22 protein-coding genes, 1 tRNA gene and 1 other RNA gene are annotated in these 19,069 nt (G+C 67.9%); 5 read left to right on the forward strand and 19 right to left on the reverse strand.

Features of this window, described 5'->3' with window-relative positions:
* Positions 1-113: 113 nt before the first annotated feature.
* Positions 114-563 carry an azurin gene (gene azu, locus VG543_RS11325; protein ID WP_021203640.1) on the forward strand — a complete coding sequence of 150 codons (450 nt, stop codon included), beginning with the start codon at positions 114-116 and terminating at the stop codon, positions 561-563.
* Between the two features lie 72 nt (positions 564-635).
* Here azu and hemL read toward each other — a convergent pair whose 3' ends face one another.
* Positions 636-1,925 carry a glutamate-1-semialdehyde 2,1-aminomutase gene (gene hemL, locus VG543_RS11330; protein WP_019662003.1) on the reverse strand — a complete coding sequence of 430 codons (1,290 nt, stop codon included), beginning with the start codon at positions 1,923-1,925 and terminating at the stop codon, positions 636-638.
* A 16-nt stretch (positions 1,926-1,941) separates the two neighbouring features.
* Entirely contained in the window at positions 1,942-2,568 is a 627-nt protein-coding gene (gene thiE, locus VG543_RS11335) for a thiamine phosphate synthase (RefSeq protein ID WP_423178570.1), read from the reverse strand.
* A 67-nt stretch (positions 2,569-2,635) separates the two neighbouring features.
* Between thiE and VG543_RS11340 the strand changes: the two genes are divergently transcribed.
* Entirely contained in the window at positions 2,636-2,827 is a 192-nt protein-coding gene (locus VG543_RS11340; protein WP_012512010.1) for a rubredoxin, read from the forward strand.
* Between the two features lie 59 nt (positions 2,828-2,886).
* Here VG543_RS11340 and VG543_RS11345 read toward each other — a convergent pair whose 3' ends face one another.
* The 8 genes from VG543_RS11345 to VG543_RS11380 form a co-directional block, all read right to left on the reverse strand.
* Positions 2,887-3,732, reverse strand: coding sequence for a SirB1 family protein (locus VG543_RS11345; RefSeq protein WP_019662001.1), 846 nt, complete (start codon positions 3,730-3,732; stop codon positions 2,887-2,889).
* 157 nt (positions 3,733-3,889) lie between these two features.
* Positions 3,890-4,336, reverse strand: coding sequence for a DUF192 domain-containing protein (locus VG543_RS11350; protein WP_014648292.1), 447 nt, complete (start codon positions 4,334-4,336; stop codon positions 3,890-3,892).
* Between the two features lie 21 nt (positions 4,337-4,357).
* Positions 4,358-5,005, reverse strand: coding sequence for a ribose-5-phosphate isomerase RpiA (gene rpiA / locus VG543_RS11355; protein WP_005419003.1), 648 nt, complete (start codon positions 5,003-5,005; stop codon positions 4,358-4,360).
* 22 nt (positions 5,006-5,027) lie between these two features.
* A complete protein-coding gene (locus VG543_RS11360) occupies positions 5,028-5,507 on the reverse strand; it encodes an EVE domain-containing protein (protein ID WP_005410901.1) in 480 nt (159 codons plus the stop codon).
* The gene (locus tag VG543_RS11365) at positions 5,504-6,097 is read right to left on the reverse strand and encodes a 5-formyltetrahydrofolate cyclo-ligase (protein ID WP_021204571.1); all 594 of its coding nucleotides are present in this window, start codon (positions 6,095-6,097) and stop codon (positions 5,504-5,506) included. Before VG543_RS11365 ends, VG543_RS11360 begins: the two co-directional genes overlap by 4 nt.
* 83 nt (positions 6,098-6,180) lie before the next feature.
* A non-coding RNA gene (ssrS, locus tag VG543_RS11370) (6S RNA) lies at positions 6,181-6,366 on the reverse strand.
* A gap of 97 nt (positions 6,367-6,463) precedes the next feature.
* Positions 6,464-6,760 (reverse strand): cell division protein ZapA, encoded by a 297-nt coding sequence (locus tag VG543_RS11375; protein ID WP_019661999.1) that lies wholly within the window; start codon positions 6,758-6,760, stop codon positions 6,464-6,466.
* On the reverse strand, positions 6,757-6,978 hold the full coding sequence (locus VG543_RS11380; RefSeq protein WP_005410898.1) for a TIGR02449 family protein: 222 nt from the start codon (positions 6,976-6,978) through the stop codon (positions 6,757-6,759). Before VG543_RS11380 ends, VG543_RS11375 begins: the two co-directional genes overlap by 4 nt.
* 153 nt (positions 6,979-7,131) lie before the next feature.
* Between VG543_RS11380 and VG543_RS11385 the strand changes: the two genes are divergently transcribed.
* On the forward strand, positions 7,132-7,680 hold the full coding sequence (locus VG543_RS11385; protein WP_019661998.1) for a UPF0149 family protein: 549 nt from the start codon (positions 7,132-7,134) through the stop codon (positions 7,678-7,680).
* Between the two features lie 5 nt (positions 7,681-7,685).
* Positions 7,686-9,008, forward strand: coding sequence for an aminopeptidase P N-terminal domain-containing protein (locus VG543_RS11390; protein WP_111098876.1), 1,323 nt, complete (start codon positions 7,686-7,688; stop codon positions 9,006-9,008).
* A 565-nt stretch (positions 9,009-9,573) separates the two neighbouring features.
* On the opposite strand, the gene pepQ is transcribed toward VG543_RS11390, so the two are convergent.
* The 7 genes from pepQ to rph all read right to left on the reverse strand — a co-directional run bounded on the left by pepQ (position 9,574) and on the right by rph (position 16,814).
* Complete coding sequence (gene pepQ / locus VG543_RS11395) at positions 9,574-10,905, reverse strand: Xaa-Pro dipeptidase (RefSeq protein ID WP_155030063.1); 1,332 nt, start codon at positions 10,903-10,905, stop codon at positions 9,574-9,576.
* Between the two features lie 75 nt (positions 10,906-10,980).
* A complete protein-coding gene (locus VG543_RS11400; protein ID WP_021203954.1) occupies positions 10,981-11,355 on the reverse strand; it encodes a PilZ domain-containing protein in 375 nt (124 codons plus the stop codon).
* Positions 11,352-13,631, reverse strand: coding sequence for a DUF1631 family protein (locus VG543_RS11405; RefSeq protein ID WP_423178571.1), 2,280 nt, complete (start codon positions 13,629-13,631; stop codon positions 11,352-11,354). Before VG543_RS11405 ends, VG543_RS11400 begins: the two co-directional genes overlap by 4 nt.
* Before the next feature lie 195 nt (positions 13,632-13,826).
* Complete coding sequence (gene hemW / locus VG543_RS11410; protein WP_167692784.1) at positions 13,827-15,053, reverse strand: radical SAM family heme chaperone HemW; 1,227 nt, start codon at positions 15,051-15,053, stop codon at positions 13,827-13,829.
* Between the two features lie 56 nt (positions 15,054-15,109).
* A complete protein-coding gene (gene rdgB / locus VG543_RS11415; protein ID WP_005410891.1) occupies positions 15,110-15,706 on the reverse strand; it encodes an RdgB/HAM1 family non-canonical purine NTP pyrophosphatase in 597 nt (198 codons plus the stop codon).
* Positions 15,703-16,092 (reverse strand): VOC family protein, encoded by a 390-nt coding sequence (locus tag VG543_RS11420; RefSeq protein ID WP_005414366.1) that lies wholly within the window; start codon positions 16,090-16,092, stop codon positions 15,703-15,705. Before VG543_RS11420 ends, rdgB begins: the two co-directional genes overlap by 4 nt.
* Complete coding sequence (gene rph, locus VG543_RS11425) at positions 16,089-16,814, reverse strand: ribonuclease PH (RefSeq protein ID WP_014648280.1); 726 nt, start codon at positions 16,812-16,814, stop codon at positions 16,089-16,091. The genes VG543_RS11420 and rph overlap by 4 nt, the downstream gene beginning before the upstream one ends.
* 124 nt (positions 16,815-16,938) lie before the next feature.
* On the opposite strand from rph, the gene VG543_RS11430 reads away from it, so the two are divergent.
* A complete protein-coding gene (locus VG543_RS11430; protein ID WP_005410888.1) occupies positions 16,939-17,799 on the forward strand; it encodes a YicC/YloC family endoribonuclease in 861 nt (286 codons plus the stop codon).
* A 57-nt stretch (positions 17,800-17,856) separates the two neighbouring features.
* Here VG543_RS11430 and selD read toward each other — a convergent pair whose 3' ends face one another.
* A complete protein-coding gene (gene selD / locus VG543_RS11435) occupies positions 17,857-18,936 on the reverse strand; it encodes a selenide, water dikinase SelD (RefSeq protein ID WP_423178572.1) in 1,080 nt (359 codons plus the stop codon).
* A 26-nt stretch (positions 18,937-18,962) separates the two neighbouring features.
* Positions 18,963-19,058, reverse strand: a tRNA-Sec gene (locus VG543_RS11440).
* Positions 19,059-19,069 lie beyond the last annotated feature (11 nt).

Genomic DNA, 19,069 nt, shown 5'->3' on the forward strand with positions numbered 1-19,069 from the left:
TGCCATTGCGATGAGTGCGCGGGAAACCCTGGAGCTGCCATGCGACAGACGGTCGCAGCCGGGCGGGCATAGGCCTGCCTAGAATGGCGCTCGAATCCGCAGGAGATGCAACGATGAAGGCTTGGGTGGTGGCAGTGGGACTGGGCGCGCTGATGCTGGCGCCGTCGGCGATGGCGCGGGTGTGTGCGGTGAGCATCGACAGCACCGACCAGATGAGCTTCAGCAGCCGCGAGATCAAGGTCGCCGCCGACTGCACCGCCGTAGACCTGACCCTGCGCCACACCGGCAAGCTGGCCGCTACCGCGATGGGCCACAACTGGGTGCTGACCCGCACTGCCGATTACCAGCCGGTGGCGATGGCGGGCATGCGCATGACGCTGGCTGACAGCTACCTGCCGAAGGCCGACAAGCGCGTGCTGGCGCACACCAAGGTGATCGGCGGTGGTGAGACCACGCGTGTGCGTTTCTCTACCCAGGGCCTGCAGAAGGGCGGTGACTACACCTTCTTCTGCTCGTTCCCCGGCCACTTCGCGATGATGAAGGGCAAATTCGTCTTCGGTTGAAAAAAAGGGGACGGAGGGGATTAAGTCGTTTGTGCACAAACGACTTAATCCCCTCCGTCCCCTTTGTTGCGATCAGCCCTTGGCGGCCTTGAACGCCACGCGTGCTGCGGCCAGCGTCGCCTCGATCACGGCATCGTCGTGGGCGCTGGACAGGAAGCCGGCCTCGTACGCCGACGGGGCCAGGAACACGCCCTGCTCCAGCATCGCGTGGAAGAAGCGGTTGAACGCCGGGATGTCACAGGCGGTGGCCTGCGCATAGGTCTCCACCTTCTCGCTGGTGAAGAACAGCCCGAACATCGCACCCACGCAGGTGGTGGTCACGGCCACACCTGCGTCGGCGGCGGCCGCTTCCAGACCCGCACACAGGCGTGCGGTGCGCTCGGCCAGGTCGGCGTGGAAACCCGGCTGCTGGATCAGCTCCAGCATCGCCAGGCCAGCGGCCATTGCCACCGGATTGCCGCTCAGCGTACCGGCCTGGTAGATCGGGCCGGCCGGGGCGATCTGCTGCATCAGCTCGCGACGACCGCCGTAGGCGCCCACCGGCATGCCGCCGCCGATGATCTTGCCGAAGGTGGTCAGGTCCGGGGTGATGCCGTAGTGCGCCTGCGCACCGCCGAGGGCGACGCGGAAGCCCGTCATCACTTCGTCGAAGATCAGCAGCGCGCCATGCTTCGTGCACAGCGCACGCAGGTGTTGCAGGTAGCCCTCGCGCGGCGGGATGCAGTTGGCGTTGCCGACCACCGGTTCGATGATCAGGCCGGCGATGTCGCCACCCTGCTGTTCGAACAGGGCGGTGGCCGCTTCGAAGTCGTTGTAGGGCAGGGTCAGGGTCAGTTCGCTCAGCCCGGCCGGGACGCCCGGCGAGGTCGGCACGCCCAAGGTCAGCATGCCGCTGCCGGCCTTGACCAGGAACGAGTCGCCGTGGCCGTGGTAGCAGCCTTCGAACTTGACGATGCGGTTGCGGCCGGTGGCGCCACGCGCCAGGCGGATCGCCGACAGCGTGGCCTCGGTGCCGGAGTTGACCATGCGCACCATCTCGCACGATGGCACCAGGCGGGTGATGGTTTCGGCCATGGTGACTTCGGCCGCGCACGGCGCACCGAAGGACAGGCCGTTGTCGATCGCCTTCTTCACCGCCTGGCGCACGGCCGGGTGGTTGTGGCCGACGATCATCGGGCCCCAGGAACCGACGTAGTCGATGTAGCGGTTGCCGTCGACGTCGTACAGGTAGGCGCCATCGGCGCGTTCGACGAAGAAGGGCTCGCCGCCGACCGACTTGAACGCGCGCACCGGCGAATTGACGCCGCCCGGCAGCAGCTGCTGGGCGCGGGAGAACAGGGCGTGGGACTGGTCGTGGTTCATGGGGCTTTCCTGGGCGTTACGCGAACTGGGCGAGGAAGGCGCGCTGGGTCGCGACCGGGTCCTGCGCGGCGTAAATGCCGCTGACCACGGCCACCAGGTCGGCGCCGGCGTCGATGATGGGACCGACATTGTCCGGCGTCAGCCCGCCGATCGCCACCCGTGGCACGCCCAGTGCGGCGCTCTGCCGCAGCAGGTCGGTATCCGCGCGGCTGGTGGTGACCTTGGTAGTGGTAGGGAAGAACGCGCCGAAGGCCACGTAGCTGGCACCGGCGGCCACGGCCTTCTCGGCATTGGCCAGCTGGTCGTAGCAGGAAGCGCCGATGATGGCCTCGGCGCCGAGCAGCGCACGCGCGCTTGGGATGTCACCGTCGGTGCCGCCCAGGTGCACGCCAGCCGCGCCCACTGCCTTCGCCAGCGCCGGGTCGTCGTTGACGATCAGCGGTACGCCGTAGTGTGCGCACAGCGCCTGCAGCGCGATTGCCTGCTCCTGCCGGAGTGCGTCGCTGGCGGTCTTGTTGCGGTACTGCAGCCAGGTGGCGCCAGCGGCCAGCAGCGGCGCGGTACGGGCCAGCAGGCGCGCGGTATCGGGCTCGTCCGGGGTGATCAGGTAGACGCCGCGGGGCGCCGGGGAAGCAGAAGTCATCGATGGCTACCGGTGAGTGGACCGCGATGGGACAATGGCGGCCCGTGAATCCAGCCGTGATTATCCGATGAGCGATGCCACCCCCACCACCTTGCGCACCTGGATGTGCGTGGTCTGCGGCTTCCTTTACAGCGAAGCGGAAGGCTTGCCGGAGGAGGGCATCGCGCCGGGGACGCGCTGGGAGGACATCCCCGAGACCTGGACCTGCCCCGATTGCGGGGTGACCAAGGCCGATTTCGAGATGGTCGAAGTCGATTGACTGGAGGGCCACCCGGCCCATCCGGAGGGTGTGGACCGTTGGTCCACACACCGACGCCCTCAATGCAGCCGCGGCATCGGCCCGCCGAGATCGATCAGCTTCTCGCGCAGCCACTGCGCATCGCTGGCCTCGGGATTGCGCTTCAGGTACTGCCCCAGGTCATGGCGGGCACCGGCCAGATATTCCAGCTGCAGATAGGCCAGGCCGCGGTCACGCAGCGCATCGTCCTGCTCCGGGGCGAGCTTCAGCAGGCGGTCGGCACTGCGCGCGGCGCGATCCCATTCGCCGGCCTCGGCATACACGCCGTGCAGGTTGCGCAGCATGCGCATCAGGATCGCGCGCGCCGGCGCCGGGTCGAGAATCTGCGCCAGCACCTGGTCGTCGGGCATCTGCCCGCCCAGGTGTGACTTGGCGCGTTCGCGCAGTTCGTCCACGTCCAGCGGGCGACCACCATTGAACGGGTCCATCACCAGCACGCCGTCGTCCACCGGCAGGCGCACCAGGAAGTGGCCGGGGAAGGACACGCCGTCGAGCGGGATCCCCAGCCGTCGCGACACTTCCATCTGCACCAGCGCCAGAGAGATCGGGTTGCCCAGGCGCCGCTCGAACACCTGGTTGAGATAGCTGTTGCGCGGATCGTAGTACTTGTCGTGGTCGCCGCTGTAGCCCAGCTCGTCGAACAGGTGGCGGTTGATCGCCGCCATCTTCAATGGACTGTTGTCGATGCTCTCCACTTCCGAGCGGAGGTGGTCGACGTGGCTCTGGATCAACGCGTCGTAGGTCGACGGCTGCAGATCGGGGTATTCATCGCGCGCGATCAGCAGCGCGGTCGGCAACAGTGGCAGCGCCTCGTCTTCGAGGTCGGCCAGTGCATCCCAGTCGGGGAGTGTGATCCGGTCCTGCATGGCCACAGACTGGCGTCATTCGCAGGCGGTTTCAAGCGGTGTCGCGTGAAAAGTCCGGGGTCAGATTCCTTTCGCGAGCGAATGGGATCTGGCCCCTGCAGGGTTGCCGGCCAGCGGCCGGCACTACTGCGCGTGCCGGGCGCAGCCCGGCCGCACCTTACTTTTCGATGCCCGGGCCGAATTTCAGCTCCGTACCGTCCTTCAACTGCAGCTTCTCGGCCTGGCCGGCGTTGAGCTCCAGCACGTAACGTGCCGGGCCACCGCTGGGGTAGGGCGGGCACATGTCGCCGGCCGAGCACGGCGGCACATCACGCTGCTGGCTGACCAGCCTGCGCTGGCTGTCGAAGTACAGGATGTCCAGCGCGATCCTGGTGTTCTTCATCCAGTACGCCTGCATTTCCTCGCGGTCGTGGATGAACAGCATGCCGTGGTCGGCCGCCATCTGGTCGCGGAACATCAACCCGCGCGCGCGGGTTTCATCGTTGGTGGCCAGCTCGACCTGGTAGCGGGCGCCATCCAGTTCGACCCAGTGGCGGGCCGCGTCGGTGGCGCAGCCAGCCAGGGCCAGCAGCGGGAGCATCAGCAGCGAACGCAACAGCGACATCGTCAGGATCCTTCGAAAGGGTCAGAGCACGACCGGCGGCTCGCCGCCGACGATCACCACATCGGCGCGGCGGCGCGCGAACAGGCCCACGCAGACCACGCCCGGCAGTTGGTTGAGCTCGCGCTCCAGCTTTTCCGGATCGGTGATCTGCAGGTTGTGGATGTCCAGGATCTGGTTGCCATTGTCGGTCACCACGCCTTCGCGCCAGGTCGGCTGGCCGCCGGTCATGTCGCGGATCTGGCGGGCGACCAGGCTGCGCGCCATCGGGATCACTTCCACCGGCAGCGGGAATTTGCCGAGCACCGGCACCTGCTTGCTCGGGTCGACGATGCAGATGAAGCGCTCGCTGGCCTCGGCGATGATCTTCTCGCGGGTCAGTGCGGCGCCGCCGCCCTTGATCAGGCACTTGTTCGGATCGCACTCATCGGCGCCGTCCACGTACAGCGACAGGTTGCCGCTGTGGTTCAGCTCGATCACTTCGATGCCGTGCTGCTTCAGGCGCGCGGTGCTCTGCTCGGAGCTGGACACGGCGCCCTTGATGCGGTGCTGGATGCGGGCCAGGGCATCGATGAAATAGGCCACGGTGGAACCGGTGCCGACACCGACGATCATGCCGTCTTCAACGTACTCGATGGCTTTCTCGGCGGCCAGGCGCTTGGCTTCGGACATGGGAGAACTCTCAGGCAGGGAATCAGGATTTCTTTTCCAGCGACAGCAGCAGCTTCCACTGCGCGGCGGTCACCGGGAACACCGACAGGCGGTTGCCCTTGGCAACCAGCGGGAAGCCTTCACCGAGCTCTTCGGCGTGCAGCTTGATCTCGTCCAGCGCGATCACCTGCTTGAGCTTGCGGTCGAAGGCCACGTCCACCAGCATCCAGCGCGGGTTCTCGCGCGTGCTCTTGGGGTCGTGGTAGTCGGATTTTGGATCGAACTGGGTGTCGTCCGGATAGGCCGTGCTGGCCACCGTGGCCAGGCCGACGATGCCCGGCACCTTGGTATTGGAGTGGTAGAACAGGATGCCGTCGCCCACCTGCATGCCATCGCGCATGAAGTTGCGCGCCTGGTAATTGCGCACCCCGTTCCAGGGTTCGACCTTGACCTTGGCCAGGTCATCGATGGAGAAGGCGTCCGGTTCGGACTTCATCAGCCAGTAGCGCTTGCGGGCGGTCATGCGTTCACGGGGGCAGCGGAGGGGAACAGGGTGCCGTCTTCGGTGCAGATCGCATCCACGGGCACGTCCCACGACGCCACCGGCAAGGACTCGACCTGCTGCACCGCGAACGCAGCACCGACCAGCCAGGGCGGCGCCGGCCGGTCGTGGCGGAAGGCGAAGCTGCGATCATACCAGCCGCCCCCCATGCCCAGCCGCCGGCACTGCGTGTCGAAACCCACCAGCGGGGCCACCACCAGCGCCATCTGTGCTGGTTCCAGGGTGTCTTCCAGCGCCACGTCCGGCTCGGGAATGCCGTAACGGTTGCTGGTCAGCGGCTGCCCCGGCCGCCACGGCGCGAAGCGCAGCACGTCACCGGCCAGCACCGGCAGGCAATAGGTCAGTCCTTCGGGCAACTGCAACTGCCAGCGGTGCAGGGCGATTTCGCCATCCAGCGCCCAGTAGCCGGCCACGGCGCCTTCGCGCGGGGCAAACGGCAGGGCGAGCAGGGCATCGGCCAGCGATTCGGCGGCGGCGATGCGCGCAGCTGCGGAGAGTTCACGGCGGCGTTGCCGCAGGTCGTGGCGCAGGGCCTGGCGCGGGTCGGTCATGGCAGCGTGCGGCAAGGATCAGCCGTCATTGTGCCGGAAAGAACAAGGGCGACGCCCGAAGACGCCGCCCTTGCTGGAATATTGCATTCTCCGCAATGTCGATGCATGCGAAACGACCTTGAACCCGGGGGCTCAAGTGGGAACGCTGGAGAACCATCGGGCTTCCCGCTACAAGGCGGACCTGCACTCCCGGCGCTGTCGCGCTCCCGGTGTCGTTCTTAAGGGACAAGGCGAATGTTTGCACATGCCGTCGAGTACCGCAGAGAACGCGTGGCCATTATAGCCAGCGCGCCGGATCTGGATAGGCCGTTCGTCGGCAACAGTACGTGCCAATTCAGATATGAGAAGACGCGTTGTGCACGGTCTTCAGGTGCCGCCGTCGATGGCGCGGTCCAGCCGCCGGTTCAGGTCGGCCAGCGTCTGCTGCAGGGCCACGGCCTGGCGGGCGTTCTCGTCGCGCAGCAGCTGCAGTTCGTGGGCCAGGTTCAGCGCGGCCAGCACGGCGACACGGTCCACGGCGGCCATGCGGTTGCTGCCGCGGATCTCGCGCATGCGCGCATCGAGCAGGCGCGCAGCCGCCATCAGGCTGTCGCGTTCGTCGGCGCCGACGCCCACGGTGTATTCACGATCGAGGATGCGGACGCTGACCGGTTCGGCGCTCATGTGTGCTGCTCCAGGGATTTGAGCCGGCTGATCATCGCTTCCACCCGCGAGCGCGCCTGCTCGTTCTTGGCCAGCAGCGTCGAGCGCTCGGCCACCAGCTGTTCCTGCTGGTGGCGCAGGCTGCGGTTCTCCTCGGCCAGGCGCTGGTTGCGTTCAAGCAACGCTTCCACGCGGGCGGCGAAGTCCTGCAGCTGGGCAAGGGGGTCGGCGGGTTCCATGCAGGCACGATAGGCAAGCCGGGCAAGGGCGGTCAAGCGCTGTCGCAGCAAGGCCGGAGGGCTACCGGGAGGATGCCGCCGGGTTGCTACACTACGGGGTCTCACGGGCGCGCGCGTGCGCGCTCCGGGTTTCCTTTCCGAACGAGCCGCACGATGACCGAACTTCCCTCCGTCGACGACGTTACCCGCGCCAGCCAGGAGCTGGGCCTGGGCGCCACCGCTGCCGAGCTGCATGGTGCGCTGTGTGGCTGGCTGGCCGCCGGCGGTGCCCCCGGCAACGACTGGCCGGCGCGCGTGCTGGCCGACGACAACCTGCCGCCGGTGGCCGCCGACAGCGTGCTGGGGCAGCTGCTGCAGGCCACCATCAAGCAGCTGGAAGACCGTGACTTCGCCTTCGAGCTGTTGCTGGCTGACACCGACGAGGTGTCCGCACAGGCCGATGCCATGTTCAGCTGGACCCGTTCCTTCCTGGGTGGTTTCGGCCTGGGGAGCGGCGGCCGTCGCCCGGCCCTGTCCGAAGAGGGTGAAGAAGCGCTGACCGACATGGCCAGCCTGGCACGCGCCTCCAGCGAGGATTTCGAGGCCGGCGGCGATGATGACGACGAAGCGCTGTCGGAGATCGAGGAATTCATCCGCGTGGCGGTGCTGCTGCTGCACGGCGACGTGGTGCTGGCCTCGCGCCACCGCCAGCGCCTGAACTGATGGACATCAAGCAGCGCACCGGCATTGCGGCCGGCGAATACAAGCGTCGTCGCCGCCAGCTGATGGACATGGCCGGCGAGGACGCGATCCTGGTGCTGCCAGCCGCGGCCGAAAAGGTGCGCAGCCTCGATACCCATTACCCGTTCCGGCAGGATTCGGATTTCCAGTACCTGAGCGGCTTCCCGGAGCCGGAAGCGGTGCTGGTGCTGATTCCGGGCCGACGCCACGGCGAGGCCATCCTGTTCTGCCGCGAGCGCGATGCCGAGCGCGAAGCCTGGGATGGCAGCCGCGCCGGCCAGGAAGGCGCGGTGGCCCAGTACGGCATGGACGATGCCTACCCGATCGACGATCTGGACGACATCCTGCCGGGCCTGCTGGAAGGGCGCTCGCGCGTGTATTACCACTTCGGCCGCGACGCCGACTTCGACCTGAAGCTGATCGGCTGGGTCAACCGCGTGCGTTCGCAGGTACGCCACGGTGCGCAGCCGCCACATGAGTTCCTGGAGCTGGGCCACCTGCTGCACGAGCAGCGTCTGTTCAAGTCCGGCGCCGAAGTGGCACTGATGCACCACGCCGCACAGATCAGCGTGCGTGCGCATCTGGCGGCGATGAAGGCCGCCAGGGCCGGCATCCACGAGTACGAACTGCAGGCCGAGCTGGAACGCGTGTTCCGCGCCAACGATGCGGTGCCCGCGTACTGCAGCATCGTCGGCGCCGGCCGCAATGCTTGCATCCTGCATTACCGCGACAACAACGCGCGGTCGCGCGATGGCGAGTTGGTGCTGATCGATGCCGGTGCCGAGTACCGCGGCTACGCCAGCGACATCACCCGCACCTTCCCGGTGAACGGCCGCTTCAGTGCCGAGCAGCGCGCGCTGCACGACCTGGTCGGCGAGGCGCAGGCGGCGGCGCTGGCCCAGGCCAGGCCGGGCGTGCCCTACGAGGCCGGCCATCTGGCCGCAGTGCAGACCTTGACCGAGGGCCTGCTGCGGCTGGGCCTGCTGAAGGGCACGCTGGAAAAGAACCTGTCCGAGGGCCTGTACCAGCGCTTCTACCGGCACAAGACCGGGCACTGGATCGGCATGGACGTGCACGACGTGGGCGACTACCGCTTGGCCGGTGACTCGCGTCTGCTGGAGCCGGGCATGGCGTTCACCATCGAGCCTGGGTTGTACATCGGCGTGGATGACACGACGGTGGAGCCGCGCTGGCGCGGTATCGGTATCCGCACCGAGGATGACGTGCTGATCACCGACGATGGCCATCGCGTGCTGACCGAAGGCCTGGCGCGCAGCGCCGACGAGATCGAAGCGGTGATGGCGGGGTAAGGGGTGTCCTGCAGGGCTTGCAGCCCTGCACCCGCGGTAGTGCCGGCCGCTGGCCGGCAACCTCAACAGCAACAGCAACAGCAACAGCGGGCATTCCGTGGGATGGCGGGGTACTGTGGGTTTGCGGGGCCGCCGCAAGTACGTCCTTGTAGGCTTGGTCGCCGCATCCATGCGGCTCACACCCCGCAAACCCACAGTACCCCGCCTTCGACAGGTTCACGCGGCTGTTAATGGGTGCCGACCGTTGGTCGGCACATCTGTCAGACATCGAATGAATCATCCACGCATGGCGTGGATCTACTGGCAATTGCGGCTGTTGGGTAGGTGTCGACCGTGGTCGACACAGAGCGAGCGCAGCGAGCGACCCGCTTCTGCTTTTCTTTTTCTTTTCCGTGGTTGGACGCGCGCAGGAAACTGTCAAAGGCCGGGCGGCGTGGGTTTGCAGGACCGTTGGCGCCATGGATGGCGCCATCGAGCCCCCATGGATGGGTTTACGGCGTGTCCTGCAAACCCACCCCGCCCGGCAAAGCGCGGCTTTTGCTCCAAGCGACAAACCACGAGGGGCTCAGCCGTTGGCCGCCGCAAACGCCGGCCGCGTCAGGTTGTCCGCCTCGCCCTCAGTGCACAGCACTTCGTCTTCGATGCGGATGCCGCCATACGGACGGAAGAAGTCCACACGGTCCCAGTTGATCGCATCACCATGGCCGGCGTCCTTCACTTCGTTCAACAGCATGTCGATGAAGTACAGGCCCGGTTCGATGGTCACCACCATGCCCGGTTCCAGCACGCGGGTCAGGCGCAGGTACGGGTGGCCGGCCGGGCGTTCGATGCGGCCGCCTTCGTCGCTGGCCGCGAAGCCGGCCACGTCGTGCACCTGCAGGCCGATCAGGTGGCCGATGCCGTGCGGGAAGAACGCGGCGCTGACGCCGGTCTCCAGCGCGGTCTGCGGCGAGACCTTGATCACGCCGAAGTCCTTCAGCACGCCCATCAGCGAAAGATGCGCGTCCACGTGCAGCTGCTTGTAGTCGAAGCCCGGGCGCACCGCCGCGCACATCTGCTGCTGGGCGGCGTCGACGGCGGCGATCATCGCGGCGAATTCGTCGTGGCCCTGGGCGGCGTAGGTGCGGGTGATGTCACTGGCGTAGCCGTGCGCGCTGGCACCGGCATCGATCAGGAAGCTGCGCAGCGGTTGCGGTGCCTTGCGACCCAGCTCGGTGTAGTGCAGCACGGCGGCGTGTTCGTTCAACGCCACGATGTTGCCGTACGGCAGCTCGTTGGCGTCCTGGCCGACGGCCTGGCAATAGGCCATGTGGATGCTGAACTCGTCGGCGCCGTTGCGGAACGCGGCTTCGGCGGCGCGGTGGCCACGCACGCCCAGCACCTGCGCCTGGCGCATCAGCGCGATCTCATACGGCGTCTTGCTGCCGCGGTGCCATTCCAGGTAATTCACCACCGGCGCCGGGTTGTTCGGCACGTAGTTGCCCAGCGCGCTCTGCGGTTCGCCGAGGATCGCGCAGCGCGCCGGGTCGGCCGGCAGCAGGGCCAGTGCTTCGTCCGGCTTGCGGATGATGTGGATGTCGAAGTGCTCCACCCACCAGCCGCTGGGGGCGTCCGGCACCACGTGCCAGTAGTCGAAGGGCTGGTGGAAGATCACGGCCGGGCGCTTGCCCGGAGTAAACACGATCCAGCTGTTGGGCACGCGGGTCAGCGGCAACCAGGCCTTGAACTGAGGATTGACCGCATACGGGTAATCGCGGTCGTCGAACACCTGGTAGTGCAGGGTGCCGCTGGGCACCACCAGATGGTCGAAGCCGCCGCGGGCCAGCGCCTGTTCGGCACGTCGGCACAGCACGGCCAGGTGGTCGGAATACAGGGCGCCGGGGTCTTGCTGGATCATTGCGGTGGCTCGACACGGAAAACGGTCCTAGATTCTGCCGCATACCGCGAAAAACCGCTGTGCCGGAACCGGCACTCAGGCCGTCGAAACCGGTCCCTCGTCGCCGTCCTCGCCCACCCACTGCCGCAGCAGCTGCCGATGCTCGCGTGACAGGGTGAGGAAGCGGAAGCCGGTCCAGCTCTGCCCTGGTACGTGCGCGGGCTCGCTCCATAGCAGATGCACGCCCACGTCGATGGCCTGCTGGCGGCCATCACCCAGTGGCAACGGGAAGCGCAGCTGGTACAGCGCATCCTCGCGCAGCGGCACGCTGGCCAGCATCAGCATGCCGGTTTCGGAGACATTGCCGAGGCGCCCGACCACGCACTCGCGCATCTGGTCGGTGACCGGCACCAGGTCCGAGACCTGGCGGCGCGGCGCGCGGCGGGTGTCCTGCGGCGGTACGGCCTTCATGCGGGGGTCTCCTGTGCGCGGCCCGTGGCCAGTGCGCGCAGCGTGCCGAGGCTGGCTTCCCAGGCACGGTCGACCAGCCGGCCCTTGTCTTCGGTGACCAGCTGCGCGCGGCCGGCACTGATCTGCCGGGCCAGCGTATCAAGGTCGGTATCGGCGATCTTCTGCCCGCGCGGATTGACGAACAGGGCGTGGCCGGTCAGCAGGCTGTACCAGGACAGGCGCTGGCGTCGCAGCGTGCCATCACCGGTATCGATGTCGAACCAGCTGCCGAACGGGAGCGTGGACAGTTGCTGGTAGGCGGCTTCTTCGGCACTGCTGCGGGGCGTTGCAGGCGAGGTGCCGGTGGGTGTACCAGCGTGCTCGCCCAGGCGCGCACGTGCCTTCAGGCGTGCGCTGAGCTCGGTACGCGAGGTGCTTTCATCCTCGCCACCGGGCGTGGCCAGCCTGCGCGCGACGGCGGCGGCTTCCTCGGCGTGGTAGCCGACCTGCAGCAGGGCCGCCTCCACGTCCGCTGCCAGCGCGGTATCGGTGCCGCCGCGGGCATCGATGGCCTGGGCGGTAATGGCAGCGATGCGCTCGGTCTGTTGCAGTCGTTCCTGCCACTGCGGTGAATCGTCGCCATGGCGCAGGCGGGTGAGGGTCAGTGCATCGGCCCAGGCCTGGCGCAGCAGGGTCTGCACGAAGCGCGGCGGCGACTGCGCGTCGCAGCACTGGTCGATCTGCGCGGTGGCCTGGCGGCGGGCAAGTTCCAGCCGCTCCTTGCCGCGGGCGGCTTCCACATGGCGGCGCTCGGCCAGCTCGGCGCGATGCGCTGCGGCGCGCTGATGCTGCTGCACTTCCTCGTTCGCGCTGGCGAAGGCCTCCGGCGCCCGCGCATCCTGGCCCAGCAGGCCCTGCACGCTCTGCGCCATGCGCTGCAGCAACTGCGGGTCGACATCATCGTCGCCCAGCCAGTGGGCGCCGACTTCGGCAATCTGGTTGAGCAGTTCGCGCGCGGGGTGTTCGTCGCGCACGAAGAAGCCCGGATCGGCCATGGCGGCGCGTGCCAGGGGTACCTGCAGGCGCGCCAGCAGCGCGGCCGGCACTGGATCGGGACGCTGCTGCTGTTGCACCTGCTGCATCAGCATGCGCAGCAGGTCGAGGCTGTCGCGGTCGTGGCTGCCCAGCTGGGCCTGCGTGCCATGCTCGCTGCGCAGTTGCGCCACCACGGCCGCCTGCAGGTCGGCTACGCCGGTGGCGGCGCTGGACTGCGCCTGCAGGCGTGCGAGAACCGCATCCACGGCCGCGCTCGGCACTGCATCGCGATCCGCAGGTGCTGCGCTGGCATGGCGTGCCTGCTGCAGCAGCGCATGCAGCGCGCTGCCCGTGGAGGTGGTCAGGCCCGGCGAGGCCGCGCCGGCTGTGCTGTCATCCTGGAAAGCGTCCTGCACCAGGCTGGACCAGGAGCCGGCCGGTGCCGATCCGTTCCAGCCGGTCAGTGGCGCGGCGGCACGCTTTGCCGGCTGCGTGGCGCGACCACCGCCCACCGACTGGGTGATGATCCGCCGGGTGCTCGATGAACGCGCCAGATAGGGGGTGTAGACCAGGCCGGGCAGCACGCCGTGCTGGGCCAACAGGGCATTGGCACGGTCGAGGATGTCGCCCAGGCGTTCCAGCACCTGGCGTTCGAAGCTGCGGTACAGCGCCAGCTGAACGTCGACAGTGAGCGAATCCTGTTCGGCAATCCGGCGCAGCATGGCGCACAGTGCCTGCGGTGCCAGTGGCAGGGTGTCGGCCTCGAAGGCCGGTGCTGCCGCCAGTACGCCCAGGCGTTGGCCCAGCAAGTTGAGCGTGTTGGTCGAACGCAGCGTCTCCCGCCGCACCATCTCGGTCAGCAGCAGGTCGCGGTCCACTTCATGTTCATCGACCAGCGACAGCCCGAACATGCCGGGCAGCGGCGGTGGCGTGGAACCGGGGCTGAAGTGGGCCGTGGGTTCGCGCAGCCGTATCAGCGCATCGGCCACGGCATCAAGCATGCGGTCAGCGAAATGACCGGAAAAGGCGTGCAACTGACCACGCTGGGCCATCAGCTCGGCCTGCTGCTGCGGATTGCGTGCGCGATCGGCATCGTGCAGCAGGGTCTGCTCCAACGCTTCGACGGTCAGGATCAGCGGCGCGGCCAGCGTCTGTCGGCAGAGGCCGATCAACGCACCCAACAACTCGCGCACCCGCGGTGGCAGGTTGCTGGCGGCGAGCCGGGCTTTGTCGGCGGAGGTGAGGGAAAAGACAGCTGACATCGGCAAGCGGTATCCGGATTCCCGCGGATCGATCTTGTGAATCTACCGTGTCGGCCGCAGTCGGCGCTACTTTAGGCTGAACGGGAATCGCATCCGCCCGGTATGGCCCTGATGTGCGGTACTGCCGGCCGCTGGCCGGCAGCTCTGTCTTTACCGGAGTGCCAGTGGCCGGCACTACCCTCTGCCAAGCGAAGATCACTCCTCCAGGAACAGGCTCACCACATCGTTGGTGAATCGGCGGCCCAGCTCGGTCGGCTGCACATGGCCATCGGTCATGTCCAGCCAGCCGCGCTGCACGGCCTCGGCCAGGGGAGCGTCCAGCACGCTGCGCGGCAGCCCCGTGCGCGACTCGAAATCGCGCAGGCCAAAACCTTCGTGCAGGCGCAGCAGGTTGAGCATGTATTCGAACGGCAGGCGCTCCGGCGCGATCACGTCGTCGCCGCCGAACGAGGCGGGCGTGCCGGCGCTGTCCAGGTAGGCCTGCGGGTGCTTCAGCTTCCAACGCCGCAGCACATGCTGCTCGGCGCCGGAACTGATCTTGCCGTGCGCGCCGGCACCGATGCCCAGGTAGTCGCCGAAGCGCCAGTAGTTCAGGTTGTGCGCGCTCTGCCGGCCGGGGCGCGCATAGGCGCTGACCTCGTACTGGCCGAAACCGGCCTGTGCCAGCAATGCCTGGCAGTGTTCCTGCATGTCCCAGGCGTTGTCTTCGTCGGGAATGCCCTGCGGCGGCCGCGCGAAGAACACCGTGTTCGGTTCCAGGGTCAGCTGGTAGTGGGAGATGTGTGCCGGCTGCAGCGCGAACGCGCGTTCCAGGTCGGCCTCGGCACCGGCCAGGGTCTGTTCCGGCAGCGCATACATCAGGTCGATGTTGAAGTTGTCGTAGCCCGCGTCCTGCGCCATCTTTACCGCGCGCTCGGCTTCGCCACTGTCGTGGATGCGGCCCAGGCGCTTGAGCATCGCATCGTCGAAACTCTGGATGCCGAAGCTGAGGCGGTTGACGCCGGCCGCGCGGTAGCCGTCGAAGCGGCCATGCTCGGCGGTGCCCGGGTTGGTTTCCAGGGTGATTTCGGCGTTGGGGGCAAAGCGCAGGCGCGCGCTGGCCTGCTGCAGGAAGCGGTCGATCGCCTCCGGCGGGAACAGGCTGGGCGTGCCGCCACCGAAGAACACGCTGTGCACCACCCGGCCCCAGACCAGCGGCAGGTCCTGGTCGAGGTCGCGCAGCAGCGCATCGATATAAGCGTCGAACGGCAGCTCGCCCTTGGCCTGGTGCGAATTGAAATCGCAGTACGGGCATTTGCGCACGCACCACGGCAGGTGCACGTACAACGACAGCGGTGGCGGCACCAGCCGCGGCGGGTTGTCGTGGTCGGCGGAGCAGGCTTCGCCGGGCAGGTGGTTGCAGTGGTCGTGGGCGTGCGGCATGGGCTTCTTCGGTAGTGCCGGCCGCTGGCCGGCTTCCCAGGGTCGATCGGGTGGCGTCAGTACAGCGTCGCCAGTTGCTGCTTGAGCTGCTGCAGGGCAATGGCGCGGTGGCTGATGGCGTTCTTCAGTGCCGGCTCCATTTCCGCGGCGGTCAGGCCGTGGGTGGTGTCCAGGAATACCGGGTTGTAGCCGAAACCATTGGTGCCGCGCAGTTCGCGGATGATCTGGCCTTCCCAGCGGCCTTCGCAGATCAGCGGCTGCGGGTCGGTGGCGTGGCGCAGCAGCACGATCACCGCATAGAAGCGGGCGCTGCGCTGGCCATCGGGAATGTCGGCCATCGCGTCCAGCAGCTTGGCATTGTTGGCCGCAGCATTGGTCGGGTGGCCGGCATAGCGTGCGCTGTACAGGCCCGGCGCACCGCCGAGGGCATCGACGATCAGGCCCGAATCATCGGCCAGCGCCGGCAGGCCGGTCGCTTCGCAGGCCGCGCGTGCCTTCAGCAGCGCGTTCTCGACGAAGGTCAGGCCGGTCTCTTCCACATCGCCCAGGCCCAGTTCGGCGGCCGAGGTGATCTGCAGCGGCAGATCGGCAAGGATCTCCTGCATCTCCACCAGCTTGCCGGCGTTGTGGCTGGCCAGTACCAGTTTCTTCATTGACGGGGCTCCAGCAGGTCCCAGGTGTTGCCATACAGATCGCGGAACACCGCAACCGTTGCATAGGGTTCTTCGCGCGGCGCTTCCAGGAACTCGACGCCGGCGGCGACCATCGCCGCGTGGTCGCGGCGGAAGTCGTCGGTGTTGAGGAAGAAGCCGACGCGGCCGCCGGTCTGGTTGCCGATGCGGCTGCGCTGTTCCTCGTCGCTGGCGCGGGCCAGCAGCAGGGCGGCGGCGCTGCCGTCTGTCGGGCCGACCACCACCCAGCGCTTGTGGCCCTGGTCGATGTCCTCCAACAGTGCGAAGCCGAGCTTGCCGGTGTACCAGGCAATGGCTTCGTCATAGTCGGCCACCACCAGGGTGGTCAGGGCGATGCGGCGGTTCATGCCGACAGCGCCGCCTGCTGCGCGGCCAGCAGCTCGGCCACGCCCTTCTCGGCCAAGCCCAGCAGCGCGTCCAGTTCATCGCGACGGAAGGCGTGGCCTTCGGCGGTGCCCTGCAGCTCGATGAAGCCGCCACCGTCGTTCATCACCACGTTCATGTCGGTGTCGCAGTCGCTGTCTTCGGCGTAGTCCAGGTCCAGCACCGGGGTGCCGCGGTACACGCCTACCGACACGGCAGCCACTGCGCCCAGGACCGGGTTGCGCTTGATGTCGCCACGCTTCATCAGCACGTTCACCGCATCGACCAGCGCCACATAGGCGCCGGTGATGGCGGCGGTGCGGGTACCACCGTCGGCCTGCAGCACGTCGCAGTCGAGGGTGATGGTGCGTTCGCCCAGCGCATTGCGGTCCACGCAGGCACGCAGGCTGCGGCCGATCAGGCGCTGGATCTCCAGCGTGCGGCCGCCCTGCTTGCCACGGGCCGCTTCGCGGTCGCTGCGGGTATGGGTGGCGCGCGGCAGCATGCCGTATTCGGCGGTGACCCAGCCTTCGCCCTTGCCGCGCAGGAAGCCCGGCACGCGGTTCTCGACGCTGGCGGTGCACAGCACACGGGTTTCACCGAAGCACACCAGCACCGAACCTTCGGCGTGGCGGGTGAAGCCGCGTTGGATGACGACCGGGCGGAGCTGGTCGGGCTGGCGGCCGCTGGGGCGGGAATCGGACATGGTGCGGGTTCCGTAATGGCAAGGGAGTACGCCGCCACGCCCGCGGCCTTCACGGGGCGGGCAAGGGGGCTATGGTGAGGGCGCTAGGGTACCATTCCCCCTTTGCACGCACCGGACACAATCCATGATTCGAAGCATGACCGCCTATGCCGGCGGCGAGCGGGTCACCCCGTGGGGCACGTTGGGCTGCGAGCTGCGCTCGGTCAACCACCGTTTCCTGGAGGTCGGCACCCGCCTGCCCGAGGAACTGCGGGCGCTCGAACCGCAGCTGCGCGAGCGCATCGCCGCGCGCCTGAGCCGTGGCAAGCTGGATCTGGTGATGCGCCTGCGCGCGCCGGAAGCGGCGGCCAACCTGCAGGTGGACGAGGCCCTGCTGGGCCAGCTGGGCCGCCTGGCGCACCGCCTGACCTCCGATTTCCCCAACCTGCAGGTCAGCTTCACCGACCTGCTGCAGCTGCCGGGCGTGACCCGTGGCGAGGCCACCGACGCCGCTGCCCTGCAGGTCGAGGCGCTGGCGCTGCTGGACCAGGTGCTGGATGGCTTCGTCGAGGCCCGTGAGCGCGAAGGCGGCAAGTTGGCTGCGGCCATCAGCGAGCGTGTGGACGGCATCGAACGCATCGCCACCGAAGTCCGCACGCTGATTCCGGCCATTCGCGACGGCCAGCGCGCCAAGCTGGCCGCACGCCTGGCCGACCTGCCGCACCCGGTCGACCCCGGCCGCGCCGAGCAGGAGCTGGTGCTGTGGCTGCAGAAGCTGGACGTGGATGAGGAACTGGACCGCCTCGGCAGCCACATCGTCGAGATCCGCCGCGTGCTCAAGCAGCGCGAGCCGGTCGGCCGCCGCCTGGACTTCCTGCTGCAGGAGTTCAACCGCGAAGCCAACACGCTGGGCTCGAAGTCGGTGGACAGCCGCACGTCCAATGCCGCGGTGGAGCTGAAGGTGCTGATCGACCAGATCCGCGAGCAGGTGCAGAACATCGAATGATGTTGCATCCAGCGATACAGCAGGGGCGCCTTCGGGCGCCCTTGTCGTTCCAGCGCATCAGCGCACGCTGACGCCCGGCGCTCCTTCGGCCAGCCGCCCCACCACGGCCGCCTGGACGAGCCCTGCGTCGTGGAAACAGGCCAGCACCGCGTCCACCGCTTCCGGGGCGCACGACACCAGCAGGCCGCCGCTGGTCTGCGGGTCGGTCAGCAGCGGCTGCCAGTGGGCCGGCAACCCATCGGCGAAACGCACCTCGGCACCATACGAGGCCCAGTTGCGGTTGGAGGCGCCGGTCACGCAGCCGCGCTGCAGCAGCTCCAACGCCTGCGGCAGCAGCGGCACCTGGGTACTGTCCACTTCGGCAGCGACGCCGCTGGCGCGGCACACCTCCAGCAGATGGCCGAGCAGGCCGAAGCCGGTGACGTCGGTCATGGCATGCACGCCGTCCAGCGCGGCCAGCGGCACGCCCACGCTGTTCAGGCGGGTGGTCGACGCGATCATCTGCCGGTAGCCGTCGGCATCCAGCACTTCTTTCTTCAGTGCTGCCGAATACACGCCCACGCCCAACGGCTTGCCCAGCACCAGCACGTCGCCGGCGCGGGCATCGGCATTGCGCTTGAGTCGTTGCGGGTCGAGCACGCCGATCGCGGCCAGGCCGTAGATGGGTTCCACCGAATCGATGCTGTGGCCACCAGCGACCACGATGCCGGCATCAGCGCAGGCGCGTTCACCACCCTGCAGGATGCCGCGGATCGTGTCCTGCGGCAGCGTATTGATCGGCATGCCGACGATGGCCAGTGCGAACAGCGGGCGCGCGCCCATCGCGTACAGGTCCGACAGCGCGTTCGTGGCCGCGATGCGGCCGAAGTCGAACGGGTCGTCGACGATGGGCATGAAGAAATCGGTGGTGGCGACGATTGCCTGGCGATCATCGAGGCGGTACACCGCAGCGTCGTCGCAGGTCTCGCGGCCAACCAGCAGTTCGGCCGGTGCCGGAAGTGCTGGAACGCCGCGCAGCAGTTCGCTCAGCACGCCCGGCGCGATCTTGCAGCCGCAGCCGCCGCCATGCGCGAGAGAGGTCAGTCGTTGCGGGGCATCGGCCGTTGAAGGGGCGGGGGACTGCGCGTGCGTGGCCATGCCGACATCTCCTGCGGGAACGCGAATGGCGGAAGGCAGCAGGAGTCGAACCTACCAGGGAGCGATCGACACCCCCTACTGGGTTTGAAGCCCAGCCGCATGCCCGGATGCGCATGCCTTCCGAAAGTACGGC

The organism is Stenotrophomonas sp. CASM101, from assembly GCF_049384845.1.
In the GTDB taxonomy this organism is placed as follows: domain Bacteria; phylum Pseudomonadota; class Gammaproteobacteria; order Xanthomonadales; family Xanthomonadaceae; genus Stenotrophomonas; species Stenotrophomonas hibiscicola.

Coding starts and splice junctions, on each gene's coding strand:
- VG543_RS11350 (WP_014648292.1), bottom strand. CDS start 4,336: ATGTCGCTGTTGCGTTCGCTGCTGATGCTCCCGCTGCTGGCCCTGGCT.
- hemL (WP_019662003.1), bottom strand. CDS start 1,925: ATGAACCACGACCAGTCCCACGCCCTGTTCTCCCGCGCCCAGCAGCTG.
- rph (WP_014648280.1), bottom strand. CDS start 16,814: ATGTCCGATTCCCGCCCCAGCGGCCGCCAGCCCGACCAGCTCCGCCCG.
- pepQ (WP_155030063.1), bottom strand. CDS start 10,905: ATGATCCAGCAAGACCCCGGCGCCCTGTATTCCGACCACCTGGCCGTG.
- VG543_RS11360 (WP_005410901.1), bottom strand. CDS start 5,507: ATGACCGCCCGCAAGCGCTACTGGCTGATGAAGTCCGAACCGGACGCC.
- hemW (WP_167692784.1), bottom strand. CDS start 15,053: ATGCCGCACGCCCACGACCACTGCAACCACCTGCCCGGCGAAGCCTGC.
- azu (WP_021203640.1), top strand. CDS start 114: ATGAAGGCTTGGGTGGTGGCAGTGGGACTGGGCGCGCTGATGCTGGCG.
- rdgB (WP_005410891.1), bottom strand. CDS start 15,706: ATGAAGAAACTGGTACTGGCCAGCCACAACGCCGGCAAGCTGGTGGAG.
- VG543_RS11385 (WP_019661998.1), top strand. CDS start 7,132: ATGACCGAACTTCCCTCCGTCGACGACGTTACCCGCGCCAGCCAGGAG.
- rpiA (WP_005419003.1), bottom strand. CDS start 5,005: ATGTCCGAAGCCAAGCGCCTGGCCGCCGAGAAAGCCATCGAGTACGTT.
- VG543_RS11420 (WP_005414366.1), bottom strand. CDS start 16,092: ATGAACCGCCGCATCGCCCTGACCACCCTGGTGGTGGCCGACTATGAC.
- thiE (WP_423178570.1), bottom strand. CDS start 2,568: ATGACTTCTGCTTCCCCGGCGCCCCGCGGCGTCTACCTGATCACCCCG.
- VG543_RS11345 (WP_019662001.1), bottom strand. CDS start 3,732: ATGCAGGACCGGATCACACTCCCCGACTGGGATGCACTGGCCGACCTC.
- selD (WP_423178572.1), bottom strand. CDS start 18,936: ATGGCCACGCACGCGCAGTCCCCCGCCCCTTCAACGGCCGATGCCCCG.
- VG543_RS11430 (WP_005410888.1), top strand. CDS start 16,939: ATGATTCGAAGCATGACCGCCTATGCCGGCGGCGAGCGGGTCACCCCG.
- VG543_RS11340 (WP_012512010.1), top strand. CDS start 2,636: ATGAGCGATGCCACCCCCACCACCTTGCGCACCTGGATGTGCGTGGTC.
- VG543_RS11365 (WP_021204571.1), bottom strand. CDS start 6,097: ATGACCGACCCGCGCCAGGCCCTGCGCCACGACCTGCGGCAACGCCGC.
- VG543_RS11405 (WP_423178571.1), bottom strand. CDS start 13,631: ATGTCAGCTGTCTTTTCCCTCACCTCCGCCGACAAAGCCCGGCTCGCC.
- VG543_RS11380 (WP_005410898.1), bottom strand. CDS start 6,978: ATGGAACCCGCCGACCCCCTTGCCCAGCTGCAGGACTTCGCCGCCCGC.
- VG543_RS11400 (WP_021203954.1), bottom strand. CDS start 11,355: ATGAAGGCCGTACCGCCGCAGGACACCCGCCGCGCGCCGCGCCGCCAG.
- VG543_RS11375 (WP_019661999.1), bottom strand. CDS start 6,760: ATGAGCGCCGAACCGGTCAGCGTCCGCATCCTCGATCGTGAATACACC.